Consider the following 415-nt stretch of genomic DNA (forward strand, 5'->3'; position numbering starts at 1 on the left):
TAGCCTACTTTTTTGATGTTGGCTGCGCCAACGGCTTTGGACATGGCGCCGGACAATACGACGGAGTGCAGGTCGGCGCTGAACGCACGAACGTCTTCCATGGCTGTCTTGTTGCGGCGTACCAGGAAGTTGTAGCCCAGTACCGCTGGAACCGCTACACCCAGACCGATCGCGGTCATGATCAGCGCTTCACCCACTGGACCTGCTACCTTGTCGATGGAGGCCTGGCCGGCGACACCAATCGCTGTCAGCGCATTGTAGATACCCCAGACCGTACCGAACAGACCGACGAACGGTGCTGTGGAGCCGACTGTTGCGAGGAAGGCCAGGCCGTCTTGCAGGCGGCTTTGTACTTTGTCGACGGCGCGCTGGATGGACATGGAGACCCAGGTGTTGAGGTCGATCTGTTCCAGCA

1 protein-coding gene is annotated in these 415 nt (G+C 59.5%); it reads right to left on the minus strand.

Annotation, left to right across the window (positions count from 1 at the left end; translation table 11 throughout):
* On the minus strand, positions 1–415 hold a 415-nt coding region (locus ACO0LO_RS29045; RefSeq protein ID WP_422970034.1), incomplete at both ends, for a MotA/TolQ/ExbB proton channel family protein.

It is taken from the genome of Undibacterium sp. TJN25, assembly GCF_049339885.1.
Lineage (GTDB): Bacteria > Pseudomonadota > Gammaproteobacteria > Burkholderiales > Burkholderiaceae_D > Undibacterium.